Source organism: Limosilactobacillus vaginalis DSM 5837 = ATCC 49540 (assembly GCF_000159435.1).
GTDB lineage: Bacteria > Bacillota > Bacilli > Lactobacillales > Lactobacillaceae > Limosilactobacillus > Limosilactobacillus vaginalis.
In genome coordinates this window covers 143,211-163,291 of sequence record NZ_GG693415.1, presented here as the reverse complement: position 1 = coordinate 163,291, position 20,081 = coordinate 143,211, and the positions used below count along the sequence as shown (strand labels likewise).

Below are 20,081 nucleotides of genomic sequence, written 5' to 3'. Positions count from 1 at the left end.
TGTCATTTCCAGAACTTCTTTCTTATTATTAATATTTACACCCCTAATCATACCGAACCATGAAGCCGTTTTCAATTAGAAGAAACAACAAAAATAATTTAGTGATTTTTCCATTATTCTTCGTTCTATTAATTTGAGAGGTCTTCTCAAAATTCATATAAAAGGAATAGAAAATGGAACAAACAGGTTCAAGGAAAAGCTGGGAAGAGGCTAGTCTGACTGATGATTTCATCTTTAGTAAGACCTTTCTCGATCCCAAAATCACATTAGAGTTATTACGGCGAATCTTTCCAACAATGACAATTAAAGGAATTAAGATTCTCAATAGCCAACAGGAAATCAAAACCACCCATGATGCCAAAAGTTCCCGTTTTGATATTTATGTCAAAGATTATGATAACCGTCACTATGATTTAGAAATACAAGTCGAAAATAATCATAATTTGCCACAACGGGCCAGCTTTTACCAATCAAGTCTCGCAACAGCTGCGTATACAAAAGTGAAAAACTACATCAAAGCTAATAAATCATTTGTGATCTTTTTCTGTTGCTTTGATCCCTTTGGCCTCGGTGAACAGCGATACGATGTTAAGCGGATTATTGAGAATTATCCTAACTATACATACCAAGATCACGAAAAATCAGTTTTTTTCGATATTACTAGTCACCGAAAAACGGTTGGCCCAAAGTTGCAAAACGTACTGGACCTAATAGCTAATCGAAAGCTTGATGAAGAAGACGACTTCATTATAAAATTAAAGAAAAGAATATCGTTTGTAAAACAGAACCAGGAATGGAGGAGAGAATATATGCTACGGACATTATACGAAATGGATATCGAAAACAAACTAAAAGAAGGCCTAAAACAAGGACACGAAGAAGGTCTAAAGCAAGGGCATGAAGAAGGACTCAAACAAGGCATTGAGCAAGGACGTGAAGAAGGCATTGAAGAAGGTATTGAGCAAGGATTAGTTAAAGAGCGTCTCTCCTTAATAACCGACTTAATCAAAAGCGGCCAAATTAAGGAACAAGTTGAAAACTTCTTAATCAATATTTGCCAAATTGATCCTGCAGAAGCCGCAAAGGACTACCAGGAAGCACTGGATAAAAAGATAAGAGGATCACTAGCATTATCATAAGTACTGTTATCAAAAGAGTCGGTGTTTTTACTGTTCTCCTTCGCTTGATCCAGTTGACTCTTCGCATTTGTTAATTCCGTTTGCTTCTGCTGGTTGAGTTGGGTTAAGTTGTTGACCTTGATTTGGGCATCGCTAACCGCCTTAGTAGCATTTTGAACTTCTTGGGTGTGTTGTTGTTCAGCAGTAGTTTAGTTTGCCTTGACCTCATCGGTAGTCTTCTTTACTGCAGCATCGTAATCAGTCTTAATTTGATTACTCTTGGCTGAATGTTGAGCATCCAAGTCAGCTTTGCTCTTATCGTAAGCGCTCTTGGCTGCGGATTCTTGTTGAGCCTTTTGTGCGGGTGTCACAATGTGTTGGGCAGCATTAGCGAGTTCTTTTTGGTTAGCAGCGCTTTGACTAGCTACTGCTGAACTATAAGCAGCATTTTCCTTATTTGCTGCTTCACTGGCTTGTTGCTCGATAGTTGCTGTTTGTGAATTTAATGCAGCCTGATTTTGGTCAGTTAAGCTCTGTTCGGCTTTTGCTTGACTAGCTTGCAGGCTAGACAATTGTTGATCAGCTGATGGTGTTTGGCTAACAGCAGCATTACTAGTGGCTGGCGTTGTGTCAGCATGGGCCGTGGTAGCGATCGCACCGGTTGCGGTAATGGCACCGATAGTAGCCACCGCTTGTAAAACCTTTTTCTTACTCATAATGTAATATTTCCCCCTCGTAACTAAATCATTAATTCTATCATTGTGATCCGAATTAATACTTTTTTGTTTGTACAACCATTAAGTTACGTCAATCCGATTAAAAGAGAAAGGAAGATTCTTAATAAAATCTTTTTACCTAAGTCTTCACTGAAAAGTAACTACCAAAAAGTGAAAAAGCTAACTAATTGCCAATAAATTTTTCACCTTAACTTAAGAATACAAAAACTAGTTAATTCCTAGCCCTGAAAAAATTTCTATTCTTTTTTCAGGATTCTTTTACTTCTTAATGAAAAATCAAATAGAACGCTGGAATCTCCCCCCCCCACTTAATTTATATTAAGTATGTAATCTGGGGAGGGGTTATTAATGCTAAAGGTATTCATTATGGAGGATAATTTACAACAACTTAACAACTTGCAAGCTGTTGTGAAAACTATTCTTTTAAAATTACAGGTAACTGACTCGTTAGTATTACCGTTCAGTTCTACGACCAGCTTAAATAAGGCACTACCAGAACCAAGTGCAGATAACGTTTTTATCCTTGATCTACAAATCAATCATAACAAGCGCGCAGGACTACAGTTAAGTCAATTAATCCGGCAAAGAGATCCAGAAGCTTCTATTATTTTCATTACCGTTCACGATGAATTGCTTTATACCACGTATAAATACCGGGTTCAGGCACTGGATTTTATTTCAAAAGATCAAGATAATATTGAGCAAGAATTAATGAAGGACTTTCGTCTGATTACTCGCCAGCACCAAAAAAAGGCAGAAAATCTTTTTCACTACACCAGCTATAATCAGGACCGGACCATTTTGCTCGATGATATTTGCTTCTTTAAGTCCAACAAGGGTAATACCCATTCGGCCACCATTTTCACCAATGACAATCGAGTAATCGAGATTCATCAGAACCTCACCACGATTGCCAACAATGACTCTCGGTTTATTCGGGTCCACCGGAGTTATCTGGTAAATCCCCATACCGTGAAAACGTGGACTTCTATCATCGCCAAATTGAATTTTACAATGGTATGACCTGTCCGATTGCTCGTCGCAAAGCTAAAAGTTTCTTTGCCTTAGTTCGTCAATATAAACACCCTGCTGATGAAAAGATGCCTCAACAAGAACGCGGCTAAACTTAGGAAAGTATGGAATTATAAATAAGGCTCCAATGTTCGGTTTTATCGAGCACTGGAGCCATTTTATATCACAATTTTATTTTTCTTACACGTCTTCATTTCAACATTCTCGTGTTTAAAAGAAAAAAGAACGACACATATTCTTTGCCGTTCCTCTATTAGATATTTTTTCAGTTAACTGCTTTATTCTATGCAAAAGCAGTAGCAATACTACCAACAACAATCAAAACAATTCCCCAAATAGTGTAGGCCATTTCACGATGACTCTTGTGTTCGTGAAGGATCCAAATTCCACCAAAGGTTGCAATAATAACGTTTAATTGGGTGAAGATGAACGCTTCGGTAACACCAAGGGCCTTAGCAGAAAAGATATAAGCAAAGGCGGCAATTCCCCATGATAAACCACCAAGGATATTTAAGTACTGTTCCTTTTGCTTGAATGAAGAAGCATTACCGGAACAAAGAGCATAAATTACAGAGCCAAGTAAGATTCCGAGCATTTCTGGAAGGAAGATCCCTTGGGCGCTTTCATTGGCAACGATTGGAATCTTTGGAAATGCTGAATATACCCAGTAACCAATAGTAGTTACCAACAAGAAGATAAAGTTACTAGCAGTAACCTTCTTATCCGAATTACTATCAGAAACTGATGTCATCAAAGCACCAACAATAACGATTGCCAATGCAACAAAACCGATTGTAAGCGCCCGAGCACTATGCCATTCACCAAAGATAATAACCCCAATTAGTGAATTACCAACTAATTGTAAAACGGTGGAAAGCGGCATGGTATTTGAGACACCCATCCGTTTAAAAGAAACGAATTGCCCAACCTGACCAATCGTCCATAAAGCACCACATAATACAGAAAACCAGAAAGCAGTTGTGCTAACAGTCGGCTGAGTAACCGCATAAGCAACTAACCCAATGATTGTGGCACCAGCACCGATACCGAACATCTGGTTAACAGCAGAACCACCAATCTTACCAGTGATTAATGGCATAAGCCCCCAACCAAGTGCTGGAATTAATGCAAGTAAATAAACCATCTTTATTTCTCTCCTATCAAATGAATAATTGATTACGAGATAGTATTATAAACGGTTGCAAACGTTTACACAAGTATTTTCACAAAATAAATAGATGGTATAAATATAAGAAAAACTTATATTATCTATAAGAAAGCGTTTAATAAATTATTGGTATAAATGTGAAATGCTAATTCTGACTATTCCTGTGTGGTGCATGTTGAGGATCCGGGAGAAAAATAGTAAAGGTTGTTCCCTTTTTCGGCTTGCTTTCAACCGTTACTTTCCCGCCATGAAGGTTTACTAGTTCATGAACGATTGGCAGGCCAAGTCCCGATTCGCCATATTGATTACTCCGTGACTGATCAGCCTTATAGAATCGCTCCCAAATGTTCTTTACTTGATCATTTGTCATCCCAATTCCATTATCACTAATCTTAAATTTGCATCCCCGTTCAACACGACGCGCCGAAATTTTAATTAAGCCATTACTGGTAAACTGAATGGCATTCTGAATAACGTTGAACATAATTTGAACAAAACGATCGTAGTCAGCGTACACCAACAGGCCAGCAGGAACGTCTAATTGAATCCGATCTTCTTTCTCCGCTGCACGCTTATTCAACTGTTCCTTAAGATTAGTCAAAACAGCAGAACAATCAAATAGTTTACGGTCCATTGAAATCTGATTAGTACGGATCTTCTCATAATCTAAATTATCGTTAACCAACCGAATCAACCGCTGAGTATCGTTCTGCATTAATTCAATACTATGGTTCCAGTCTTCTTTGGGAATAGCATCATACCGAAGTCCCTCTAACAATCCATTAATTGTCGTTAACGGGGTCCGCATTTCGTGAGCGGCATCAGCCAAGAACTTCCGTCGCCGTTCTTCCTGTCGCCGAATTTCCTGATCGGACTCACGAAGGGCAGTTGTCATCTGGTTGAAGCTTCGGGCAAGATCATCAACCTCATCCTTACCGTTAACTGGTACCTTTACATGGTAATTTCCCTTAGCAACCTGCCGGGTAGCAGTCCGAAGCTGATCAATCTTTTTAGTAATTGACCGAGCGAGAAGATAACTAATTAGAAGTGCTGCTAAGGTAGCAATAAGAAAGGCAATTGCTAGGTTTATTTTCAGCTGATGCATATTTTCTTCTACCACCGAAACAAAGGTAGCAATTGAAACGACCGCAATCATTTTCTTGTGGTAGAAGTACGGGCGAATTACCTCTGTCATTGCTGACTGGTGAGCTTTTTGATTATTAATCTGTGGCCGAGTAAGCCGTAAGTAAATTGTTTTGCCCTTTTTTAGTTTTTTCCAATCATTTTTACTTATTTGAGGTGCAAAACCATTGCTAGCAAACGTCTGCCGCTGCGTCATATCAAAAATTGCAAAATGGACATGCTGGTTAGAAAGCAGTGCCGCATTACTCAACAAGGCCTGATTCTCAAAGCCCTTAAAAGTATGGTCAACTGTATCATAACGAATTGCATCCTGAACCAAGCTATCAGAGTAAGTTTTTAACTGATTCCAGGTATTTCGATACATCGTCTCATTAGTAACATTAATGAAAGCCAGGCTTAAAACCGTCATCAGCGTAATAATTACCGTAAAGAAGGCAATCATTAATCGATATAGTAACTTCATTATTCATTTCCTTCATCATCAAACTTGTAACCAACGCCCCAGACCGTTTGAATTACTTGTGGACCAACAGCTTCAAGCTTTTGACGAAGCTTTTTAATATGGGCGTCAACCGTTCGCTCATCACCATAGTATTCATAGTCCCAAACCAGCTGGAGTAATTGAGACCGGGTGAATACCTGGCGAGGTTTGCTAGCCAGCGTCTTTAATAGATCAAATTCCTTTGGAGTTAGATCCTTCACTGGCTTACCATACATATATACTTCACGGGTCTTAGTATCCATCTTAAAATGCTTAGTTTTAATATCAAAACGATCCTGGTTAGAATGTTGGGCTCCTTGCGTTGCGCTTAATTGAGAGCGTCGTTGGAGAGCCTTGATTCGAGCAATTAACGTGATCGGACTAAACGGCTTAGTTACGTAATCATCCGCCCCAATTTCCAATCCGAGCACTTGATCGCTTTCAGAATCACGCGCAGTCAACATAATCAATGGTACCGTGGTTGAAATCCGGCGAATATCCGCTGCCACCTGCATACCATCCTTCTTCGGTAAATTCAAATCTAAGAGAATAACATCCCACTCATGCGGAGCAGCACTAAACTTTTCTTCTGCTTCAACCCCGTCATAGGCGAACTCATACTGCCAGCCTTCTTTTTTGAAGAACATTGCCATCATTTCGCATACTGAGTGGTTGTCTTCAATCATCAAAATTTTCATTCTACAATTCTCCCTCACTAACTACCAAAATCAATTCACTATTTCCCGGGAAATAACTTTCTTCACCCTATCTTAATAAGATTAGCAAATAAAAAGGCTGAGAAAAACAAATGCTTTTTCTCAGCCTCCCTTCTGCAATGGAGATGACGGGAGTCGAACCCGTGTCCAGGCATATCGCCATTTCAACCTCTACGTTCATATCTCAACTATTTAGGTTTCATTAATCAAAACGCCGTTGATCAGGGCAACCATGACTAACTAGCTTGGTAATTTCTTCTTAATACTTCAAGCGTGAGTATTAAGCGTAGTCCACTAAGATATGAAACCCATCACTGCATCATGGACGAACCCAGGATGGATTTACGCGCACTACTTGTTAGGCAGCGTATGCGTAAGAGTTTGAATTATTGTTTGCAGTTATAATTTAAAACTGAGCGTTTTTACGAAGACGCAACCTTCGAAACGCAATTGAAACTCGACCTATACCTGTCGAATCCAAAAACATCCCCAAAATACAGTATTAATTGTAACATTGATAAAGCGGCAATGCATCATTTATGCATTATTTTTCCTAAATAACAATCCCGGTAATGGTATTAATCACCACTGCCGGGAGAAATCGATTTAGTCTAGGCTATATAGTTGAGTTCTGTTTGGCAGGAGCTTGCTAGAGCTGTTCTAATGCATCATAGTCTAAACGCGCTCACCCTAAATTCACTCGAGATAACGAACTCCCGACAGCGGTGTAAAACACCACTGCCGGGAGAAATCGTTATCAACCGTGAATTCTTTACGGGTTCACGCTCTTATTCTTAATACCAACCATTCGCCATCCAGTGTTGTTGGGCGGCGGTCCAAGAACCGTAACGACTAGCTACATATTGATCTGCAACCCGTTCTTGGTTAGCAGCTGAGTAATCACCATTGAGGTATGATGCTGAAAGTTGGTACTTTCCGATATATTGGCCGTTAGTAGCACCATAATTTCCACCAGATTCGCGGTTAGCAATCCAGGCCTTAGCAGCTGCTTCTGAACCACTTACAGTACTTGTTGATACCTGTTGGCTGTCATTAGTATTATTACTATTTTGGGTAGTTATTTGAGATGATGCTGGTTGGATTTCACCATCGCTCTTAATAATTAAGCGTTGGCCAACGTAAATCTTGTTAATATCCTTAATGCTGTTCTTTTGAGCAATTTCATTAACAAGGCTGTTGTTCTTATTAAACTTGTAAGAAATGCTTGAAAGTGTATCACCACTCTTAACGGTGTAAACTGTATCAGCATTAACAACAGCTTGAGTAGCTGCAACACCGAAGACAATTGCACCAACAGAAGCAGCTAATTTTGCAAGTTTTTTCTTAGAAACCATAAATTCAATACCATCCTTTTTTATTATTCCGATTCAACAGTTCTTATATTACACGATGAATATTACTACTAGATAACAGCGATTTATCGTTTAACTGATTATTGCGAAGTGTTTGTAAAGCTACTGAAATATTGATTGTAAACGATCACACATTTATAAAATTTAGCTTGTTAAAGGCCGTCATAATGGGATTCAATGATTTCTTTGGTTGTCCTAACTTCTTCGTGTGATAATGAAAAAAGTTGTTGAATCAAGGGCAATTTTCACTAAAATCGTCTAATTCAACAACTTTATTAACTAATTTTCTGTTTTTTATTACAACAGTGTTGCAAAATACCGCTCACAGTAGCTTGCAACCCCATCTTCATCATTTGAATCCGTGATTGCTGTAGCCGCCTTCTTAACCTCAGGAAGACCGTTTGCCATGACAATCCCTTGAGCAGCTGCTTGAATCATTTCCAGATCATTATCAGCGTCGCCAAAGCTCATCAAGTTACTGAAGTCCAAATTAAAGTGTTGCAAAAGCGCCTGTAAACCAACCATCTTATTAACCTTTGGAGGCAAAAATTCCATAATCATTGATTGTGATTGAACCGCATGATACTTCTGCTTAAGTTCAGCGGGAAGGTTCTGAATGATCGGGGTTAATTTCTCAGCGGGAATCGCCATAACTGCCTTGCTATAAGTTGTTTCCCTAAGTTCGGTACTCTTAGTATCACGGAATTCAATGTTCTTTAAGACTGTCTTATAGATTGAACGCGGTTGATCGCTTAACTCATAAACTCGATCGTAGTCCAATATATCAAGAGGGATATTTTCCTGCTTAACAAACTTTAACAGTGGTTGAAGGTCATCCCTAGTCATTCCTAATTCAAAAAGGTGTTCCTTAGAGACATTGTTAATCACTAATCCGCCATTAAAAGTAATTGTATAATCATCTGGTTTTGTCAGCCCAAGCTGTTCAATCAGTGGCCAAATGGCATTAATTGGTCGACCAGTACACAAAACAACGTGAATACCTTGAGAATGAAGTTTCTTTAGGACTCGTTCATTTCGAGCACTAATTTCCTTATTACTGTTTAACAGGGTATTATCTAAGTCTAACGCAATTACCTTAATCATTTTTTCTCCTCGCTATAATTTGCCTGAACAATTTCTTTATTAAAATCTTCCAAAAGATCTAACAGCTCAGCACCCCGATCCTTCCCGTAAACATCAAGCCAGTTTGAAAAACGCTTCAACACAAGTGAACCAATGTGCTGCTCAACCTGCTTCCCTCTAATAGTACTGATTAAGAACAACCGCCGGCGATCTTCAGGATCGGCTTCTTGTTGGATGTAATTATGATTCAAGAGGGGCCGAAGCTGTCGTGAAATGGCACTTCTGGTTACGCCGCGTTCATCAGCAATGTCCATTAATTTTATCTTGGGATTATGAACAATCTTTTTTAAAATCAAGTACTGTTCAAAGGAAAGGGAATATTCTGCAGAAGGCTCCGAAATAAACGAATCGAGGCCTTTTAAACCGGTCAAATATAGATCGATCGCCTTATCTAGTAATTTTTCATTATCATTCATTAACTATTCACCCCGTTGATCCTTCAAAATAGTTTTCGTAATCAATTTTGCATAATGGTTATTTCCCTGCTTATTCATGTGAACGCCATCTTTTGCAAACCAGCCGGATTGACCATTACTTGCGGCATACCAATCAACTAGGTGAACGTTATGGTGCTCCTTCGCAATCTCCTGGATCTGGTTATTAACCTGTTGTTGCCAACTCTTTGATGGAATGTGCGGAGTTACCCAGTAAACTTGCCGATCTTTCCCAATAGTCTTGAGAATATTATCGATTGTTTTCTGATCCATGGCACCATTATTCCCTAAATTCAAAATAACGATCTGGTTAAGGTGACCACTCTCCTTTAACTGACTAAGGACTTTCGGCGTTTGTGAGCCCTGCCGTCCCACCTTAGCGTCAACGTAAGCATGTGGCATCAATTGTTGAAGGCTATTAGAAGCGTCAAGCATTACTGAATCACCAACTGCAGTAACCTTCAGTTTTTGCGCCTGCTTAATTTCAGTCTTGCTTAGCTGGTACTCTTTTTGAACGGTGCTAATCTTGGTTGTTTCAACATTTTTGCCCTTACTAAGTTGCTTATTATGTTTTTCAGTTAATTGATCGTTCTTTTCAATTTGCTTCTGAACAGTTGTCTTTTTTGGTTGAACATTAGGTTGACAGAGACCGTAGCCTGCTGTACCGGCAATTAACAAAACAACTGTTGCCGTTGCCGCTTGTTTCCAATTATTAAACTTAATTTTTTGCCAATGGAAATCACTTAACCGACGCTTAGCAAGCGGTTGTTCAATCAACCGATATGAAACTTCACTGATAATAACAATTAATGCTAATTCTTCAATCCCACTAATAACTGGGTGGATACCAACATCAATTGCCCGTTCATAAAATACAAGAACAGGATACTGATAGACGTAAATTCCGTATGATCGCTGACCACACCAACTAAAGAACGGGTTGGTTAACCACCGATTCATGTGGCTTCCCGGGTGAAAGATCGTTGCTAGTAAGACGGTCCCAATTACACTATAAAAGAACATTCCCCCATGGTACGTGAATGAGGATTGCCCATCTAAGGTTATAAAGCCAAATAGAGTAATAATTAAAGCGATGACTCCTAAACCATCTAATATCCGTGAAGCAGTTACCGTAACCTTTGTACTTAGCCGATCAAGCGGCCAGACTAAGCCAAGCCATGAGCCAAGCAAGAGAGAAAAAGCCCGCGTATCAGTTCCATAGTAAACTCGGTTAAGCGTCTCAGGATGGTACAAGACAGCTATTTCAATTGCGGACAAGATCGCCAACCCCAAAACAAGGTATTGAACAATTGAACGCTTCTTGAACACCTTAAACAAGAGAAATATAATAATCGGCCAAAGAACATAGAATTGTGCTTCAACCCCCAATGTCCAAAGGTGAGTAAATGGTGACTGGTTAGCGAATTGATCAAAGTATGATTGTCCATGATAAATCTCCCACCAATTGTAAACCCACAAGATATTAGTAACAAAGATTTGCCGAATGTCATGCAAAAGCTCATGAGCAAACAGCGTAATGTACGCAATTGTTAACACTAACATCGTAATTAAAACTGGATAAAGACGGTAAAAGCGCTTAGCATAAAAATGCTTTAATCCAAGTCGATCACCACGTTCAATCTTTTTACTGAACTGGTAAGTAATAAAATAGCCTGAGATTAATAAGAATAGCGGGACACCAAGAAAGCCACCCTTTAATTGGGTTGGCAGCAGGTGGTAAATAATTACTCCCAGCACTGCAATTGTTCGTAAGCCGTCAATTCCTGTGACGTGATGCGGCTGAGCCCGATTGATTACTAGGCCTTCCTTTTTGTTCATTAACAGAACCCCCAAGAAATATCTTTTCTAATTATAAGGTCTTGGCAAATTGCTGTATAGACTCTTTTAAAAGAAAATTTATTAAATAATATTACTTTTAACTTTTTAGCCAATATGGTTTTCTTCCAAAATATCATGAACAATTTTATCTGCTTCCGGGGTCCGTTTCCACTCGTCCCAGTGATCCATTGACTCGTCCTGCATTTTGTAATGAGTGTTAATGAAGTGTTCATACTTAATTACGTTTTGGGAATGAGGAATATTTAACTGCAGGATCCGGACTTCCTTAATAAAGCCACGTTCAGCAGCTAATTCAGCCCGTCCATTTTGGACCATATTACCAATTTCATAGTAGCTGGTCCCATCATTCCGTGTAATTTGTTCAATCAAATCCAAAACTTCATGTTGTTCTTCCACAATCCTAACTCCCTTCATACTCTCCAATTATTATAACGAGAAGCACAAAAAAAATCATCGTCGAAATTGGCGATGATTGGCATAAGAGAGAAAGAGAATTGATTAGAAGGTAATTACTTAAATACCTTACATTTATTATGATAGCGGTTTCATATATCACTGTCAACAACTTTTTAGTAATTTTACTAAAAAGTGTCAAAGTATTTCTTCTCTAATACACAAAAAATCGCCAGTTGCTAACGTCTTTTATGCGCAACTGACGATTTTTGATTAATTATTGAACGGTAACAGACTTTGCCAAGTTCCGTGGCTTATCAACATCCAATCCCTTACCAAGACTAGTGTAGTATGCCAATAATTGTGCTGGAACAACACTCAGAAGCGGACTAAGTAATTCATCAACATCGGGTAGGATAATGTTATCGCCATCCTTTGCCAAGTGACGAGATACGATTATCAGAGTATTAGCACCCCGCGCTTCAGTTTCTTCCAGATTACTCCGTGTTAATCCAGCGGTCCGGTCTTGAGTAATAATTCCAATAACTGGTGTTCCCTTTTCAATCAAGGCAATTGTTCCGTGCTTTAATTCACCTGAAGCAAATCCTTCAGCTTGAACATATGAAATTTCCTTTAGCTTAAGGGCTGCTTCAAGAGAAACCGACCAGTCAATTCCCCGACCAATGTAGAAAGCATTCCGTGGCTTTGAAAGGTACTTGTCTGAAAGATCCTTCAAAATGCTCTTACTATCAGTAATTGATTGCATCCCGTTGGCAACCAAACCTAATTGGTGCTTAACATCGAAGGCACCAGCAACTGGCTTATTCATGTATTCACCAAGTGCCTTAGCTAAGATTGCTTCAACGGCAATTTGCGCTGTGTAAGCCTTAGTTGAGGCAACGGCAATTTCTGGACCAGCATAAAGCAATTCGGTAAAGGTTGCTTCCCGAGAAAGAGTTGACTTATCTACGTTAGTAATTGTAAGACTTGGCCAATTATTCTTGTTAACGTTAACCAATACTTCACGACTATCAGCTGTTTCACCACTTTGACTCAAGAAGATAAAGAATGGCTTCTTGGAGAGCAATGGTTGTTCGTAAGCAAATTCTGATGAAATGTGAACAGAAGTTGGAATACCAACCAACTTTTCAAAGATCCGAGCACCAATCAACCCAGCATGGTAACTAGTCCCAGCCCCAACAATGTAAAGGTGATCAGCTTCAGACATTGACTTTAACAATTCTTCATCAATTGTCGGCTTGCCGTCTTCATCAAAGTACTTTTGAACTAACTTCCGCATTACGGCTGGTTGTTCATCAACTTCCTTTAACATGTAGAATGGGTAAGCACCCTTGTCTGCTGCGTTTGGATCCATATCAACAGTGAAAGTATCACGGTGCTTTTCGTTACCGTCAAAGTCTTCGATTTCAACTGAGTCCGGCTTAACAATAACTAGTTCATGATCATCCAATTCCATAAATTGGTTAGTTTGCTTCAACATTGAGGTAGCGTCTGAGCCGACCATGTTGTAGCCATCAGCGATTCCAACTAGTAATGGACTCTTATTCTTAGCAACATAAAGAGTATCTGGCTCTTCCTTATCCATTAATACAAATGCATATGATGAATCAGAACTGATTAGCTTCAAAACCTTTAATAATGCATCCTTAGTTGAAAGGTGATCTTCAACAACAAACTTATCCACTAATTGAACAATTACTTCTGTATCGGTTTGGCTCTTAAAGTCAACGTCTGCCAGATAATTTGCCTTCAATTGGGCATAGTTTTCAATTACCCCGTTGTGAACAAGATAGAAGCGTTCGTCATTTGAATATTGAGGGTGAGCATTGGCTTCATTTGGTTCACCATGGGTAGCCCACCGAGTATGACCAATTCCTGACATTCCATGAACATCGTCGGTCAATGCATCTTCAAGGTTGCTAATCCGGCCAGCACGCTTAACCAGGTAGTCATGACCCTTATTATCGTTAACGTAAACCCCAGCTGAATCATAGCCACGGTATTCAAGCCGCTTTAAACCATTAATTAAAATTGATAGACTGTCTTGACTCCCAGTCACTCCAACAATTCCACACATATTTAATACCATCCTTTTTAAAATTGGTATAGACATATATAGCATGTCCAGTCCATTGAATGCACTTAGTATGATAATGTTTTTAACTAGCATTGTCAAACTAAGTGACTTTAATTGGTCTAGGTAAGATGTCTAGTAAACTGATGAAAAAAGAACCAGGAAATTTTCCTAGTTCTTTTTAATTATTATTTAACTTCTAATTCCTTACGGGCAACATCAGCAATTCGTTCTACATATTGATGAACTAATTCTGGTGTAGCTGCTTCTGCCATGATCCGAAGCAATGGTTCTGTTCCGCTCGGACGAACAAGAACTCGTCCATCACCATTCATTTCACCTTCGACTTCTTCAATAATCGCCCGAAGCTTTTCATTCTTCATTGCAGCAGCCTTATCAGCCACCTTGATGTTAACAAGCTCTTGTGGATAGTTTGTAACGTCGCTAGCTAACTCCTTCAGTGATTTGCCTGTTTCCTTAATTACTGAAAGGAGCTGTAAAGCAGTCAGCATTCCATCACCAGTCGTATTATAGTCCAAGAAGATAATATGTCCCGACTGTTCACCACCCAGGTTATAGCCGTTCTTTAACATTTCTTCAACAACATACCGGTCACCGACCTTTGTCTTCACGCTGGTCATATTATGACTTTCAAGTGCCTTGTACATCCCCAAGTTGCTCATTACGGTAGTGACAATTGTATCCTTCTTTAATAAGCCGTTATCATCCATGTATTTTCCGCAAATATACATAATCTTGTCACCATTAACAATGTTTCCTTCATTATCAACAGCAATACAACGGTCTCCATCACCATCGAAGGCAATCCCAAGATCAGCCTTATTTTCAACAACAGCTTTTTGTAACCCTTCAGGATGAGTTGAACCGCAGTTAAGATTAGTGTTCAGACCATTTGGTTGAGCGTTAATTGGAATAAAGTCAACGTTCATATCAGCAAATAGGTTGGAAACAAAGCCTGAAGTTGCACCATTAGCAGCATCAACAACTACCTTTAACCCTGAAAGATCGGTTGAAACTGTTTGTTCAAGGAATGAAGTATACTTCAAGGCACCTTCATGATAGTCAGCAACTGTTCCTAATCCCTCATCAGATGGTCGTGGCAACGTATCTTGCTCGGCATCTAATAGCTGTTCAATTTCATATTCCAAGTCATCTGATAGCTTGAAGCCGTCTCCACCAAAATATTTAATACCGTTATACTTAATTGGATTATGACTTGCGGTAATCATTACACCAGCATCGGCTTCTTGGGCACGAACAAGATAGGCAACCCCCGGAGTAGTAACAACCCCTAATCGTAAAACTTCAATTCCGACTGAAAGTAAGCCAGCAACCAACGCATTCTCTAACATTTGACCAGAGATCCGGGTATCGCGTGAAACAAGAACTTGCGGCTGCTTTCGTTCAGAGTGCCGAGTAAGAACGTATCCACCAGCACGGCCAACCCGAAAGGCTAATTCAGGACTTAAATCTTGGTTTGCAACACCACGAACACCATCAGTACCAAAATATTTTAACTTCATTATTTTTCTCCTCTTAACTAAAATCTACTCATTTGAACTTGCTTGTGAGCTACTGCTCGATGAACTGCTTTCACTTGAACTTGCACGACTAGCGTGACTACTGCTTGAGCTTGACTGTGCATTATCATTATCGCTTGCTGAACTACTAGTATTATCGCCCTCACCATGAATTGGAATCGTTACGTTAGTTGTGTTTGGCTCGATTACCACGTTAAGGGTTTGACCATTTTTATCCACCGCTTGTAGAGTTACTAACCGGTGAATATCGGACGTTGCCTTAGTTGGCACTGCGACGAAGGCAAGAACCCGGTCAACCTTATTGACTTCTTCGCGGGATCCAGATATTTGAACATGATCAACATCAGTCCGTGGCGTTCCCACCTGATAATTATTACTTAGTGAATGGGAACTTAACCGAACAGTAATTTTTTTAGTAACTGTCTTCCGTGGCTGGACATTAACCGTTACATACTGTGGCTTTACTGTTGCGTGAAGTTCGGAATTCAAGCCGCTAGTTTTAACTTTCACCCGGTGCTTTCCTACTCCAACGTTAGTCAGGTCAATATAAGCCTTAAAGTTTTGCGTATTTGAAGTTGTTGTTACCAACGCTGAAGGACCATTTACGGTTACGCGGACAGTTTTGGGGTAGCCGCTAACAACGTAATTATTATCGGTCGTAATGTCAAGTGGCATCTTGATAACCGCGGTTTTGTTAGACATCAGGGCACTCGTCTGGTCATGCTGCCTGGTATTTTGTCTTAAAAAGCCATTACTACCATTATTAACGTAGAAAAAGAGGAAGAGAGCCAGAACAAGAGAAGTGATCCGCAAGAACCACTTATTATTAAAGAATTCCCAGTTATTCATTGCTGCCACCTCCCTGACGACCGAAGAAGGAAAATAGCTTAGTAAAGAAGTTATTATTCTTCTTGATTGCTTGGCTATATAGTTGGGCCCGCAAGAACTTCAAGTAATCATTTCGCGACATATTACGAATTAACTCGTTATCCTTCGTAATTGAAACCTCACCAGTTTCTTCAGAAATAACGATTGTTAGTGCATCGGTAACTTCACTGATCCCAACAGCGGCCCGGTGCCTGGTTCCTAATTCTTTAGGAATCAACTTACTATCAGATAGGGGTAAATATGCCGCCGCAACTGAGATCCGATTATTTTTAATGATTACCGCACCATCATGAAGCGGCGTATTAGGAATGAACGTGTTAATCAGCAATGCGCCTGAAATGTCTGCATCTAGCGGAATCCCGGTTTCAATGTATTCTTCCAATCCCGTCTTCATTTCAATACTAATCAGAGCACCGATCCGTCGTTTTGACATGTATTGGATTGCCTGATCTAATTGCTTAATCGTCTCTTCTTCGGTTTCGTTAGCCGTTTGATTGTGGGTAAAGAACGTCCCTCGTCCTAGGTGTTCCAGTCCCCGACGAATTTCTGGCTGGAAAATGATCACAATGGCGATCACACCCCAATTAATGATCTGATCCATTACCCAAGAAACCGTACTTAATCCAATGTACCAACTGACTACCTTAACCAGAATGATAATCAGAATTCCCCGGAATAATTGAACAGCCCGAGTACCACGAATTAATAATAATAATTCGTAGATTAAAAACCAAATTACTAAGATATCAATTAGATGGATCAGGTTTTGCCAAGTAAACAGCGCCGAAATAAACTGCATAACTTATCTCACCATCCTCTAAATTACCATAACATTATATCATTTTATCCCGGAAAGAACTGTACTTCATTAAATTTCTGGTATCTGCGATAAAGTCTGTTATTCTGAACTATGAAATACTTATTTACGGAAGGAACCCAATCAGATGTTTAAATTAACTAAGCAATGGCAAATTCGTTTTTTCTTCTGGATTGCAATTATTCTCCTGAAAATTTTTATGCCAAAACCGTTTAACTTCATGGCTTTTAACGTTTTCTTGGCCTATATTCCGGTTGAAATTGGTTTTCAGCTCCCCCGCTTTAACGATCGACGGGCATTGGCTTTCTGGACATGCCTCATTATTTGGCTATTGTTTTACCCAAATACCCCTTACGTCATGACAGACCTTTTTCACCTCTCCTGGCTTAGTCCCCATACTAGTATCAACGGCCTCCTAAAATCCGATCCCCATATTTGGTTAATTTTTGCCATAATGATTCTTTGCGCAATCAGCTGTCTCTTTTTCGGCCTTTTATCATTGGATCAGGTTAGTCACCAACTTACTGAATTAGTTTGCCCGCATCATCCAAAAATCAAATTTTGGTGGATCATTTTCTTTTCATTCGTCTCAAGCATCGGCATCTACATTGGCCGTTTTCTTCGTCTCCACTCCATTTACCTTTTCTTTACCCCAAGTTGGTTTTTCCGTCAGCTATTATCCATCTGGTCCATCAACATGCTTAAATTCACTCTAATCCTTACCTGTTTACAAATTCTTTCCTACTGGATCCTTAAGACAGTCCAAAACACCAAATATAAGGGATAATAGGTGGTTATATAAAAAGTAATGAGTCTGGGAAAAAACAAATGTTTTTTCCCAGACTCTTACTATTACCGGTAATTTCTGAATTTACTGAGTCTAATTGCGGAAATTAACCCGAGCCTTCGAGTCTAAGGCAGCGTAGCAAGCCTATGTGGCTACGAACCACTCTGATAATTTCATCATCATTCATCGTTCTAGGTTAGCCCACCAGGCTCTTAAATGGGTTAATTCCCAGCTTCACTTCTAACCTAATAAATTAATTCCGACCAATAATCCGCACTTCGGTCTCCAATGAAACACCAAATTTATCTTTAACAACCGCTTGAACGTGATGAATAACATTTAGGTAATCAGTGGCCGTTCCGTTATCAATATTAACGATAAAGCCAGCGTGTTTCTTTGATACTTGTGCACCACCAGAAGTATATCCCTGCAACCCTGCGTCATGAATTAATTTTCCAGCAAAATATCCTGTTGGCCGCTTGAAGACACTTCCACAAGATGGCAGCTCTAATGGTTGCTTAGCGGCACGCCGAGCATTCAGTTCATCCATTTGGGCGGTAATCTTTTCCTTGTCACCAGGTTTTAATTCGAATGTTGCTTCGAGAACAATCCCATGATTATCCTGAACACTACTATGACGGTAGCCGAAATCAAGTTCTTCATTACTTAATTCCTTAATTTCACCGGTTGGTAACATAATGGTAGCCGATTTAACCGCAAATTTGGTTTCCCCGCCATATGCACCGGCATTCATAAAGACAGCACCACCAATGCTCCCAGGAATTCCGGCAGCAAATTCCAAACCAGTTAAACTATGATCCCGCGCAACCTGGGTCGTCTTTATATAGGTCGCCCCAGCTTGAGCTATCACATTGTTGCCTTCAACCTTAATCTGGTTCATGCCAGTTACAATTAATACTAACCCTGCAATTCCGCCGTCACGAACAATTAAGTTACTGGCATTACCAATCACCGTTAATGGAATGTCATTTTTCTTAACGAACTTTACTAACTGTTGAACTTGTTCAACATTTTCTGGAAAAGCCAACCAATCAGCTTCTCCTCCGGTATGAGTAAAAGTATATTTAGATAGTGGTTCCTGTTTTTTTATATTAATTTCGGGAAATTCTTTAATTAAATTAACTACCATAATCTTGTCGTCCTTTATTTTAATCTAGTATTATTGTACCATGTTTAATCACTAATCTTTTGGCGTAGAAAACGAATTACTGGTAAAATTGAATAGAGCATTAAATCAAGCCTGACGAAAGGAGATCTCGCTTCATGAACTTTGTTGCGATGGACTTTGAAACAGCAAACGGTAAACGATACAGTGCCTGTTCTCTAGCACTGACAATTGTTCGGGATAGCAAAATTGCTGATGAATTTTACACTTTAATTAATCCCCAAACTGACTTCTTCTGGCGAAACGTGCAGATCCATGGAATTCATGAAGAAGATGTTCAAGATGCGCCAACTTTTCCCGAGGTTTGGCAACACATTAAACAATTCTACCGGCCTGAACAACTTGTAATTGCTCATAATAATAGTTTTGATAATAGCGTCCTAAAGAATACCCTTCTCCATTATGGTATTCAGCCACCGACTTTCCAAACGCTTGATACCGTAAAAAGCAGTCGTCGACTAATCCCTGGGCTTGATAATTACCGGCTAAACACCGTTTGCGATGCCTTGCAAATTGATCTGCATCACCACCACAATGCTCTTGATGATGCTCAAGCCTGTGCCAATATTCTTTTATATGAAGCCCAGCATTTTAGTGGAGAACAGCTTCGCCCATTTATTAATTTTTATAATTAAAGGAGTACTCAATCTATGGATAACGAAACAGTCAAGCTACTAGGTGGTAGTTTAACCTTAACCCAATTAAATGCTATTTTTCAAACCATTCCCGAAGAATTTGACTTTATTGATGAACACGACATTGTTCGCTGGTCTTCGGCAAATAAGCACCGCCTCTTCAAGCGGACTGACGACGATCTCGGCAAGCACGTCCTAGAGGTTCACCCTGGTCATAGCCAAGAACGGGTGAAACAAGTCTTACAGCAAATGCACGATGGCAAGCGCGGTGTTTTAAGCCTAATCATTCACTACCACGGTAAGCCAATTAACATTGCCTTCTACTCGCTTCATGACGATAGCGGTAAATATATCGGCTGTGTTGAAGTAACACAAGATGTTTCAGGGCACCAAGAAAAGGGCGCCTGGTTACATAACATTAAACAAGTATTATTCAAACATAAATAATCATAACCACCCGTGAAACGGGTGGTTTGCTCTTCGGCTAAAAGCCGATAAGATAAGCCAGCGTCT

General features: G+C 39.6%; 19 protein-coding genes and 1 other RNA gene. 5 read left to right on the top strand and 15 right to left on the bottom strand.

Translation table 11 applies throughout. The features are described 5' to 3' along the window. The first annotated feature begins 173 nt into the window (after nucleotides 1-173). Entirely contained in the window at nucleotides 174-1,139 is a 966-nt protein-coding gene (locus HMPREF0549_RS07285) for an Rpn family recombination-promoting nuclease/putative transposase (protein ID WP_003717633.1), read from the top strand. 188 nt (nucleotides 1,140-1,327) lie between these two features. Here HMPREF0549_RS07285 and HMPREF0549_RS07280 read toward each other — a convergent pair whose 3' ends face one another. Then, complete coding sequence (locus HMPREF0549_RS07280; RefSeq protein ID WP_003717632.1) at nucleotides 1,328-1,834, bottom strand: hypothetical protein; 507 nt, start codon at nucleotides 1,832-1,834, stop codon at nucleotides 1,328-1,330. A gap of 369 nt (nucleotides 1,835-2,203) precedes the next feature. On the opposite strand from HMPREF0549_RS07280, the gene HMPREF0549_RS07275 reads away from it, so the two are divergent. Beyond that, a complete protein-coding gene (locus HMPREF0549_RS07275; RefSeq protein WP_003717631.1) occupies nucleotides 2,204-2,878 on the top strand; it encodes a response regulator transcription factor in 675 nt (224 codons plus the stop codon). Nucleotides 2,879-3,170: 292 nt separating this feature from the next. Here HMPREF0549_RS07275 and HMPREF0549_RS07270 read toward each other — a convergent pair whose 3' ends face one another. From HMPREF0549_RS07270 to cdaA, 13 genes are all read right to left on the bottom strand, one after another. Next, the gene (locus tag HMPREF0549_RS07270; RefSeq protein WP_003717630.1) at nucleotides 3,171-4,031 is read right to left on the bottom strand and encodes a GRP family sugar transporter; all 861 of its coding nucleotides are present in this window, start codon (nucleotides 4,029-4,031) and stop codon (nucleotides 3,171-3,173) included. Nucleotides 4,032-4,200: 169 nt separating this feature from the next. Then, the gene (locus HMPREF0549_RS07265) at nucleotides 4,201-5,661 is read right to left on the bottom strand and encodes an ATP-binding protein (protein WP_003717629.1); all 1,461 of its coding nucleotides are present in this window, start codon (nucleotides 5,659-5,661) and stop codon (nucleotides 4,201-4,203) included. Further along, nucleotides 5,661-6,377 carry a response regulator transcription factor gene (locus HMPREF0549_RS07260; protein WP_003717628.1) on the bottom strand — a complete coding sequence of 239 codons (717 nt, stop codon included), beginning with the start codon at nucleotides 6,375-6,377 and terminating at the stop codon, nucleotides 5,661-5,663. The genes HMPREF0549_RS07265 and HMPREF0549_RS07260 overlap by 1 nt, the downstream gene beginning before the upstream one ends. A gap of 135 nt (nucleotides 6,378-6,512) precedes the next feature. Further along, nucleotides 6,513-6,886: a transfer-messenger RNA gene (ssrA, locus tag HMPREF0549_RS09540) on the bottom strand. Between the two features lie 303 nt (nucleotides 6,887-7,189). Further along, nucleotides 7,190-7,750 carry an aggregation-promoting factor gene (apf, locus tag HMPREF0549_RS07255; RefSeq protein ID WP_003717627.1) on the bottom strand — a complete coding sequence of 187 codons (561 nt, stop codon included), beginning with the start codon at nucleotides 7,748-7,750 and terminating at the stop codon, nucleotides 7,190-7,192. A 315-nt stretch (nucleotides 7,751-8,065) separates the two neighbouring features. Further along, nucleotides 8,066-8,872: a Cof-type HAD-IIB family hydrolase gene (locus HMPREF0549_RS07250; protein WP_003717626.1), complete on the bottom strand. Its 807-nt coding sequence runs from the start codon at nucleotides 8,870-8,872 to the stop codon at nucleotides 8,066-8,068. Beyond that, complete coding sequence (locus HMPREF0549_RS07245) at nucleotides 8,869-9,327, bottom strand: MarR family winged helix-turn-helix transcriptional regulator (RefSeq protein WP_003717625.1); 459 nt, start codon at nucleotides 9,325-9,327, stop codon at nucleotides 8,869-8,871. Before HMPREF0549_RS07245 ends, HMPREF0549_RS07250 begins: the two co-directional genes overlap by 4 nt. A 3-nt stretch (nucleotides 9,328-9,330) precedes the next feature. Beyond that, nucleotides 9,331-11,184 carry an acyltransferase family protein gene (locus tag HMPREF0549_RS07240; RefSeq protein WP_003717624.1) on the bottom strand — a complete coding sequence of 618 codons (1,854 nt, stop codon included), beginning with the start codon at nucleotides 11,182-11,184 and terminating at the stop codon, nucleotides 9,331-9,333. A gap of 105 nt (nucleotides 11,185-11,289) precedes the next feature. Beyond that, nucleotides 11,290-11,601, bottom strand: coding sequence for a hypothetical protein (locus HMPREF0549_RS07235; protein ID WP_040531613.1), 312 nt, complete (start codon nucleotides 11,599-11,601; stop codon nucleotides 11,290-11,292). Nucleotides 11,602-11,875: 274 nt separating this feature from the next. Then, a complete protein-coding gene (gene glmS, locus HMPREF0549_RS07230) occupies nucleotides 11,876-13,696 on the bottom strand; it encodes a glutamine--fructose-6-phosphate transaminase (isomerizing) (RefSeq protein WP_040531610.1) in 1,821 nt (606 codons plus the stop codon). Nucleotides 13,697-13,881: 185 nt separating this feature from the next. Continuing rightward, the gene (gene glmM, locus HMPREF0549_RS07225) at nucleotides 13,882-15,237 is read right to left on the bottom strand and encodes a phosphoglucosamine mutase (RefSeq protein ID WP_003717621.1); all 1,356 of its coding nucleotides are present in this window, start codon (nucleotides 15,235-15,237) and stop codon (nucleotides 13,882-13,884) included. A 24-nt stretch (nucleotides 15,238-15,261) separates the two neighbouring features. Next, entirely contained in the window at nucleotides 15,262-16,104 is an 843-nt protein-coding gene (locus HMPREF0549_RS07220; RefSeq protein WP_003717620.1) for a CdaR family protein, read from the bottom strand. Then, the gene (cdaA, locus tag HMPREF0549_RS07215) at nucleotides 16,097-16,942 is read right to left on the bottom strand and encodes a diadenylate cyclase CdaA (protein ID WP_003717619.1); all 846 of its coding nucleotides are present in this window, start codon (nucleotides 16,940-16,942) and stop codon (nucleotides 16,097-16,099) included. Before cdaA ends, HMPREF0549_RS07220 begins: the two co-directional genes overlap by 8 nt. Before the next feature lie 145 nt (nucleotides 16,943-17,087). On the opposite strand from cdaA, the gene HMPREF0549_RS07210 reads away from it, so the two are divergent. After that, on the top strand, nucleotides 17,088-17,747 hold the full coding sequence (locus HMPREF0549_RS07210) for a DUF1361 domain-containing protein (protein ID WP_003717618.1): 660 nt from the start codon (nucleotides 17,088-17,090) through the stop codon (nucleotides 17,745-17,747). 253 nt (nucleotides 17,748-18,000) lie between these two features. On the opposite strand, the gene murB is transcribed toward HMPREF0549_RS07210, so the two are convergent. Then, the gene (gene murB / locus HMPREF0549_RS07205; RefSeq protein ID WP_003717617.1) at nucleotides 18,001-18,897 is read right to left on the bottom strand and encodes a UDP-N-acetylmuramate dehydrogenase; all 897 of its coding nucleotides are present in this window, start codon (nucleotides 18,895-18,897) and stop codon (nucleotides 18,001-18,003) included. 134 nt (nucleotides 18,898-19,031) lie between these two features. Here murB and HMPREF0549_RS07200 point away from each other — a divergent pair, with 134 nt between their 5' ends. Then, nucleotides 19,032-19,568, top strand: coding sequence for a 3'-5' exonuclease (locus tag HMPREF0549_RS07200; protein ID WP_003717616.1), 537 nt, complete (start codon nucleotides 19,032-19,034; stop codon nucleotides 19,566-19,568). Between the two features lie 15 nt (nucleotides 19,569-19,583). After that, nucleotides 19,584-20,015, top strand: a complete 432-nt coding sequence (locus HMPREF0549_RS07195) for a PAS domain-containing protein (protein WP_003717615.1) — start codon at nucleotides 19,584-19,586, stop codon at nucleotides 20,013-20,015. The last annotated feature ends 66 nt before the right edge of the window (nucleotides 20,016-20,081 follow it).